Annotated in this window: 6 protein-coding genes and 1 rRNA gene; 2 read left to right on the top strand and 5 right to left on the bottom strand. The window is 70.1% G+C overall.

Translation table 11 applies throughout. The annotated features are described in order from the left end of the window. Together rrf and ACFYZE_RS34555 are read left to right on the top strand one after the other, a co-directional pair. Positions 1–90, top strand: a 5S ribosomal RNA gene (rrf, locus tag ACFYZE_RS34560); the annotation flags it as partial. A 101-nt stretch (positions 91–191) separates the two neighbouring features. Then, the gene (locus ACFYZE_RS34555) at positions 192–758 is read left to right on the top strand and encodes a GNAT family N-acetyltransferase (RefSeq protein ID WP_389003163.1); all 567 of its coding nucleotides are present in this window, start codon (positions 192–194) and stop codon (positions 756–758) included. 21 nt (positions 759–779) lie between these two features. Here the strand turns inward: ACFYZE_RS34555 and ACFYZE_RS34550 are convergent, their stop codons facing one another. The 5 genes from ACFYZE_RS34550 to ACFYZE_RS34530 are packed head-to-tail and all read right to left on the bottom strand — an operon-like array spanning position 780 to position 7611. Continuing rightward, positions 780–2432, bottom strand: a complete 1653-nt coding sequence (locus ACFYZE_RS34550; RefSeq protein WP_389003160.1) for a type IV secretory system conjugative DNA transfer family protein — start codon at positions 2430–2432, stop codon at positions 780–782. Between the two features lie 33 nt (positions 2433–2465). Continuing rightward, positions 2466–3890 carry an ATP-binding protein gene (locus tag ACFYZE_RS34545; RefSeq protein ID WP_389003157.1) on the bottom strand — a complete coding sequence of 475 codons (1425 nt, stop codon included), beginning with the start codon at positions 3888–3890 and terminating at the stop codon, positions 2466–2468. Positions 3891–3897: 7 nt separating this feature from the next. After that, positions 3898–5457, bottom strand: a complete 1560-nt coding sequence (locus tag ACFYZE_RS34540) for an SCO6880 family protein (protein WP_389003154.1) — start codon at positions 5455–5457, stop codon at positions 3898–3900. Then, positions 5454–6779, bottom strand: coding sequence for a hypothetical protein (locus ACFYZE_RS34535; RefSeq protein ID WP_389003151.1), 1326 nt, complete (start codon positions 6777–6779; stop codon positions 5454–5456). The genes ACFYZE_RS34540 and ACFYZE_RS34535 overlap by 4 nt, the downstream gene beginning before the upstream one ends. Then, entirely contained in the window at positions 6769–7611 is an 843-nt protein-coding gene (locus ACFYZE_RS34530) for a hypothetical protein (RefSeq protein ID WP_389003148.1), read from the bottom strand. Before ACFYZE_RS34530 ends, ACFYZE_RS34535 begins: the two co-directional genes overlap by 11 nt. Between the last annotated feature and the right edge of the window lie 69 nt (positions 7612–7680).

Here is a 7680-nt window from a genome sequence, read left to right as displayed (position 1 = left end):
CCCGGTTACATTTCGAACCCGGAAGCTAAGCCTTACAGCGCCGATGGTACTGCAGGGGGGACCCTGTGGGAGAGTAGGACACCGCCGAACAATTTTTGAGAAAAAGCCCCAATTCCCGGGTACAGTCCGGTGAGTTGGGGCTTTTTCGCGTCCCGCAGTGAGGCCGGCGAGGGGTGACGTACGGTTTCCCCATGAGCAGTCCTGAGATCGCCGAGACATACGTCGTTCGTGCCATACGCGCCGAGGAGTGGCCCGCTGTGAAGGCGCTGCGGCTCCGAGCGCTCCAGGATCCGGTGGCGCACCTCGCCTTCCTGGAGACGTACGACCAGGCCCTGGCCAAGCCGGACTCCTTCTGGCAGGAGCGTGCGGCCGGGTGTGGTGAGGGTGCGGCCGGCGCGCGCCAGTTCGTCGCGGAGGGACCGGACGGCGAGTGGGTCGGGACCGTCACCATGCTCATGGAGGAGGCCGGCACGAAGGACTGGGCGGGGTTTCCGGTCGACCGGCGGCAGGGGCATGTCGTCGGTGTGTACGTGCGGCCTGAGCACCGCGGGTGCGGGCTGACCGAGGTGCTGTTCGACGAGGCCCTGGAGTGGGCCTGGCGCCTCGGCGTGGAGCGGGTGCGCCTGATCGTGCATGAGGACAACGGTCGCGCCCAGGCGTTCTATCGGAGGGTGGGGTTCGCGCCGAGCGGGGTCACCGTGCCGCTGTCCGGGGTCGGTGACGAGCGCGAGCTGGAGATGGTGATCGAGCGGCCGTAGTCGGGGCCGGCCGGGGGACCTCTATACCGGCAGTTCGTGCTGGGGCCAGCGGCTGCGGGCCTGTTCCCTGGAACGGAGGAGGGCCAAGGCCGGCAGGCCCAGGTCCCGTCCCGTCGTCAGGAGATCCGGGAGCTGGGGCAGCGGGGCCACCGCCGCCACGTCGTCCAGGACCAGGGTGAGTGGTGGGTCGAGGCGACCGGAGGATGACCGTTCGGCCATGCGGCGGCCGCGCTCGACCACGCTGGAGGCGAGGGCCGTCAGCAGCGGCATGGCGCCGGGGTGCTGGCGGGGGTCCTCGATGGATTCACCGACCACATAAAGTGTGCCCCCTTCATTGACGAAGGAATCCAAGGCGAGGCTGTCATTTCGGTTGGGTGTGCATGCCTCGCGGATATTGACCGTGAAGAGCGAGGACAGTGCGCGGGCCGTCAGTTCCTGCGCCATGTCCCTGCGTTCGGGGTGCGAGGTGAGCGCGGCCTCCAGTTCGCCTGCCGCGCCGGAGGACGCCTTGGGGTTCGTCTGCAGGGCGCGTACGGCCTCCTGGACCTGCGTGCCCTGCGCCCAGCGGTGGATGTGCCGGATGGTGCGGCCCTCTATGGCGGCGGCGTGCAGATAGCTCCGCAGGAGCGTTTCCGCCACATCGGCCACCGCCTGGTCGATACGGGCCGTGGGGCGGACGGGGGCGAGCAGCGCCACAGCGCGTGCGGCGGCGGTCGCCTTGTCCTCGCAGCCGGCGGACGGCGACCAGTGCAGCCGGGCCGGGGTGTCGCACAGGTGGGAGGGGTCGTAGAGCAGGACGGGCCCCAGCTTGGCGCGGGCGTCCTTGGTCTCGGACCACAGGGCGGGGCTGGAGGTGATGACGAGCGCCGGCCCCTCAGCGTCGCGCACGGCCTGGGCGGCGACGGGATGACGGACGTCGGGGCCGCCGAGGACGACGGAGGGCGCTCTCGGGGTGCCAGGGACGGGAGCAGGGGTGCCGGGGGCCGCGAGTACGGGGACCACGGGCAGGGCCTGTTCGACACCTGCCGTGGCGGGGACCGGGCCGGTGACCGGTGTCGGCGGTCGCGTGCCGAGGTGCTCGGGGAGGGCGGCGGCCGGGACCGCGGCAGGGTAGGGGGCCGAGTCCGGGGCAGCGGCGGTGAGCGAACCGGCCGCCACGTCGGGCACCGCCCCCTGCGGTCTTCCGGCCTTCGCTCCATGCGGTCCCACGGCCCGGTCCCCGTGCGGTGTCCCGGCCGTCTCCAGGCGCGGCCCCACGACCACGTCCCCGTACGGCCTACCGGCGGCAGGCTCCGCCTTTCTTCGGGCCCGTACCGCCTTCCACCGTGCCACCGTGCCGATCGCGAACACCGTCAGCACGAACAGCACCATCAGTTCGCTTATGAACAGGCCCCAGAACAGCCCGTATCCGGAGAGCTGGTCCGGAGGTGTGTCCGGCCACGCGCCCGTGATGTCGTGGGGTTCGGTGATCAGGTGGCGCATGGCCACCGGCGTGCTGCTGATCCGTACGCCGTGCGGCCACGCGCCCCGGGTGAACCAGCCCGCGAGGCCCGTGGCCGACCACACCATCAGCGTCACGCCGAGCAGGAAGGCGAGCAGGCCCACCAACAGCCCGTCGGGAACACCGCCCTGGCCGTCGTGCCGCCGCTCCTGCCGCTCCGTGCCTGGTCTCATCGGGACTCCAAGAACCCCATGTCGCCCATGTCCCTACGCCACCGTGGTCTCGGACGAGCCGTCGAGATCGCTCAGTCGTTGTTCGACGAAGGCCGCCGCGCGTTCCTCCGCCTCGAGTTCCGCGGCGCGCAGCGCGTCGTCCGCCAGGCGGTCGCTCGACGACTCCGTCATCGCGCGGTCGGTGAAGACCAGCGGCCGTTCCATTTCCGTGACGAGGTGTTTGACGACCTGTACGTTGCCGTTGACGTCCCACACCGCGATACCCGGGGAGAGCGTCGGGATGATCTCGACCGCCCAGCGCGGCAGACCCAGGACCCGGCCCGTCGCTCGTGCCTCGTCGGCCTTCTGGGCGTAGATCGTCCTGGTCGACGCCATTTTCAGGATCGCCGCGGCCTCCTTGGCCGCCGCTCCGTCCACCACGTCGCTCAGGTGGTGGACCACGGCCACGAAGGACAGGCCGAGGCGCCGGCCGAACTTCAGCAGCCGCTGGAACAGCTGGGCGACGAACGGGCTGTTGATGATGTGCCAGGCCTCCTCGACCAGGAAGATGCGCTTCTTCCGGTCGGGGCGGATCCAGGTGTGCTCCAGCCACACACCCACGATCGCCATCAGGATCGGCATGGCGATGGAGTTGCGGTCGATGTGGGACAGGTCGAAAACGATCAGCGGGGCGTCGAGGTCGATGCCGACCGTGGTGGGGCCGTCGAACATGCCGCGGAGGTCACCGTCGACCAGGCGGTCCAGGACGAGGGCGACATCCAGGCCCCAGGCCCGTACGTCGTCCAGGGCGACGTTCATCGCCTCGGCCGACTCGGGCTCGGGGTGCCGTAGCTGTTCGACGATGTCGCTGAGCACGGGCTGACGCTCGATGATCGTCTCGTTGACGTACGCGTGCGCGACCTTCAGGGCGAAGCCGGACCGTTCGTCCAGGCCGTGGCCCATCGCCACCTCGATGATCGTGCGGAGCAGGGCCAGCTGCCCGGTCGTGGTGATCGCGGGGTCGAGCGGGTTGAGCCGGATGCCGTGGTCGAGGGCCGCCATCGGGTCGAGCCGGATGGGTGTTATCCCCAGCTCCTCGGCGATGAGGTTCCACTCGCCGACGCCGTCCTCGCCCTGTGCGTCCAGGACCACGACCTGTCGGTCGCGGAACCTGAGCTGGCGCAGGACGTACGTCTTCTCCAGCGCCGACTTGCCGTTGCCGGACTCGCCGAGGACGAGCCAGTGCGGCGCCGGGAGCTGCTGACCGTACAGCTGGAAGGGGTCGTAGACGTATCCCTTCCCGGAGTAGACCTCGCGGCCGATGATGACGCCGGAGTCGCCGAGGCCGGGTGCGGCCGTCGGCAGGTAGACGGCCTGGGCCTGGCCCGTGGAGGTGCGGACGGGCAGCCGGGTCGTCTCGACCTTGCCGAAGAGGAAGGACGTGAAGGCGTCGGTCAGGACGGACAGCGGATCCCGCATCAGGGCCTTACCTCCGAATGCCGGTGGCGAAGGGGAGCGTGTTCACGAAGGCCCGGTGGTGCTCGCGGTCGCACCACTCCAGCTTCAGATACGACTTGCCTGCCGAGGCACGGATGGTCCGCTTGTCGCGGGCCAGGGCTTCCGGGGAACGGGATGAGACGGTGATGTACCCGACCAGGTTGACGCCCGCGGCGCCGCTCGCGAGGTCCTCGCCGCGCTGGTCCAGGCGGGAGTGGGCGGCGATGTCGCGGGGGTCGACGGTGCGGTTCATCTTGGCGGCGCGGCTCGCCTCCGCCTCGTCGTTGGTCTTCTCGGTGAGCATGCGCTCGATGGCGATCTCGGTGGGTTCGAGGTCCATCGTGACGGCGACGGTGCGGATGACGTCCGGGGTGTGGACGAGGAGGGGCGCGAGGAAGTTCACGCCGACCGGGGTCATCGGCCACTCCTTGACCCACGCGGTGGCGTGGCACCAGGGGGCGCGGGTGGAGGACTCGCGGGTCTTGGCCTGGAGGTAGGTGGGCTCCGTGGCGTCGAGCTCGGCGGGCCAGGCGTTGCGCTTGGTCATCGCCTGGATGTGGTCGATGGGGTGGTCCGGGTCGTACATGGAGTGGATCAGGGAGGCGAGCCGTCCCTGCCCCAGCGGCTGCCGGACGCGGATGTCCGCCTCCTGGAGCCGGGAGCAGATGTCGGTGAGCTCGCGGGCCATCACCACCGCGAGCCCGGCGTCCCGGTCGACCTTCCTGCCGCCCTGCGGCCGGGCGGCGCGCGCCATGGCCTGGGCCTCGGCGGCGAGCTCCCGGGTGTAGTGCATGCAGGCGACGAGGTAGGCGCGGTGCTGCTCGCTGCTGGTGGACACCATGGACAGCAGCTGGTCGTAGGACTGCCGCAGCCAGGTGGGCGAGCGCTCGTCGCCGCGCTGGGCGACGTCCTTGGCGTGCGCGTCCGGGTCGGCGGGCAGCGTGCGGGCCAGCATCTGGAGGCGGGTGACGAAGCCGTCGCCGTTCGCGACGTGCTTCAGCAGGGTGCCGAAGCGGTCGACGAGGGCCTCCTGGTCCTCGCTGTCGCGCAGGCCGACGCCGGGGCCCTCGATCTCGATCGCGGCGGTGACCGTCCTGCGGTCGGCGTGCAGGAGCACGGCGATCTCGTCGGGGCCGAAGGGGGCGGCGAGCCAGGTGATGCGGCCGATGCCCGGGGGCGGCCCGATCTCGACCTCGCGCCCGTCGATCCGGGTGCCGGCCTCCATGACCCCGGACCGGTAGGCCGCGCCCTGGCGCAGGGTGCGCTTGTAACTGCGGTTGATCTCGAACCACTTGTAGAACGTGCGGTGCTTGTACGGCACGTACACGGCGGCCAGCGCGAGCAGCGGGAAGCCCATCAGCAGCACGATGCGCAGGGACAGGACGGGGACGAGGAGCCCGCACATCATGCCGAGGAACGCGCCCCCGATGATCAGCGCGATCTCGCCGGTCTCGCGGTTGCGGCCGATGATCGCGTTCGGCCGGGCGCGGCCGATCAGATATGTACGGCGGGGCGTGACCGGATGGGACACGTGGGACTCGGTCGTCAACGCCCTTCACCTCCCGTGCGGTTGGTACTGCTGTTGCGGGTGTTGCCGGCGTGCGGCGTCTGGGCCGGGCTGGTGCGTGGTGGGGGGGCGGAGGGGACGGATGCGCCGGCGCCGGGGGTACGGGTGCTGTGCGCGGCCACACCACCGGAGACGGGGTTGGCGGGGCGGGGCGGCTGGGTGGCGCCCGCGGCCGCGCCGCCGTTGCTGTCGGCGCGGGTGCTGTGGGTCTTGATGCCCTGGGCGACGAGGGTCGCCGGGGAGCTGATGACGGCGGCGGCCTTGCGCTCGGCGCCCTGCATGATGCGGTTGTTGCGGGAGTTGACGATCTCGTCGCCGAAACCGGGCACGAACCGGTAGATCATGGCGCTCGAGAAGATGGCGAGCAGGATGATGGCGAGGCCGGAGACCACGGCGCCGAGGGCGTCCGGGCCGCCGTCGGTGGTCAGGGCGCCGGCGAGGCCGAGCACGATGACGATGATCGGCTTGACCAGGATGACGGCGATCATGATGCCCGCCCAGCGGCGGACGTGGCCCCACAGATTCTTGTCGACGAGGCCGGAGTAGACGACGACACCGAGCAGGGCGCCGACGTAGAGCAGTACGGCCCGGATGAAGAGTTCCAGGTAGAGGAGGCCCGCAGCGAGGATCGAGACCAGCGACACGATGATCAGCATGATCGGGCCGCCACCGATGCCCGTGCCCTTGTTGAGCGCGCCCGCGAACGCGCCGAAGAAGGTGGTCGTCTGGTTGCCGGTGGCTTTGGCCATGACGTCGCTGACGGCGTCGGTCGCCGAGACGACCGTGTACAGGATCAACGGGGTGAAGGCGGAGGCCAGCACCGTGAGCCAGAGGAAGCCGACGGCTTCGCTGATGGCGATGCCGAGCGGAACACCGCGCACGGCTCGCTTGGCCACGGCCAGCAGCCACAGCACGAGGGTGAGGATGGCGGAGGCCGCGAAGACGATTTCGTACTGCTGCAGGAAGTGTGGGTTCGTGAAGTCGACGTTGGCGGTCTTCTGCACGGCCTCACTGAGTTTGTTGATCGTCGAGACGGCGGCGTCGGCGCAGCCCTTGGCAAGGGAGGAGAGGGGGTCGAGGGGGTTGTCGGGGGTGAGGGAGTTGCCGCCGGTGGAGCTGCCGGAGTTGCCTTTTTCGCAGTAGTCCTTGGCGGGACCCCGGATGAGGTCACAGGGGTCGTTGCTCGTCGACGGCGACGGCGAGGGGCTCGGAGCGGCGAGGGCGCGGGTGGCAAAGAGCATCATGGCCGTCTCCACGGCCGTGGCAGCGGCGGCGACCTTGAGCATGCGGCGCTTAGCGGGCATACGTGAACCCTCCGTACTCCTCGACGGCCTTGCTCATGTCGTCAGCGGTGGAGGCCTTCTGGTCCCGGCCAACCGGAACGGGCCCGTCCTTCTGCGTGAAGTCGGTGACCTTCCAGTCGCTGTTGATCCACTTCAGCTGGTAGGTCGTCGTATACCAGCTCTCGGACACCGGGTTGGTGGAGCCGTCGCCGGACAGCCCGAAGAGCGACGTGTACCAGAGCTCGACGGTCGCGCTGTCGGAGCTGTACTTCGTGACCTTGGTGCCTACCGGGATGATCCGCGAGACGAACGTCTCGCCGCTGGGTGCCGTGCCGTCCTTGTTCAGACCGACGTTGGCCAGGAACTTCTCGTTCGAGTACGCCTTGTCGAGAGCCGACTGCCGAGCGGCGGCCACGTCGGGGGCGTAGACGGCGTTGACGATGGTGTGCCGTTGGTTGGCGTCGAACATGCCTGTGGAACCGAGCGCGATCCCATAGTTGGCCGCAGCCGACTCCGCCCCCTGCTGATCATGCGCGAAGCCCGAAGGGATCCCCCCGGTCTTCGACTGGACCGGTCGTGCCCCCGAAGCCGCCGTAGGGGCCGAGCCCGCTCTGGGCTCGCCGCCGTCCGCCGATGAGGAGGAGCCCCCGTCCCCGCGGTTCGCGAAGGCGATCGCTGCGATCAGGAGGACGACCACGCCGACCACCGTGACCAGGCTCCGGGACGAGGACCGGCCCCGCCGGGCTCCCCCGTACACGTCACCGCTCCGGCTGCCCGGCAGCCGGGTACGGGTCTGCCCGACCCCGCCGTACTCCGTGTCGCCCCCGCCGGAGGCACCGTCACCGAGACTCACGCCGCGCACGCCCCCTTCAGCTGTTGGCCGTTTCGAACCGCGTAGAAGTACGACGGTAGCCGTGCTGGT

It is taken from the genome of Streptomyces sp. NPDC001796, from assembly GCF_042892355.1.
Taxonomy (GTDB): Bacteria; Actinomycetota; Actinomycetes; order Streptomycetales; family Streptomycetaceae; genus Streptomyces.
The sequence above is the reverse complement of the archived record's forward strand: the minus strand, read 5'-3'. Positions and strand labels throughout refer to the sequence as shown.

Bases quoted from the DNA above. Each gene is read 5' to 3' on its own strand.
- ACFYZE_RS34555 (WP_389003163.1), top strand. From the start codon at position 192: ATGAGCAGTCCTGAGATCGCCGAGACATACGTCGTTCGTGCCATACGC.
- ACFYZE_RS34550 (WP_389003160.1), bottom strand. From the start codon at position 2,432: ATGAGACCAGGCACGGAGCGGCAGGAGCGGCGGCACGACGGCCAGGGC.
- ACFYZE_RS34545 (WP_389003157.1), bottom strand. From the start codon at position 3,890: ATGCGGGATCCGCTGTCCGTCCTGACCGACGCCTTCACGTCCTTCCTC.
- ACFYZE_RS34535 (WP_389003151.1), bottom strand. From the start codon at position 6,779: ATGCCCGCTAAGCGCCGCATGCTCAAGGTCGCCGCCGCTGCCACGGCC.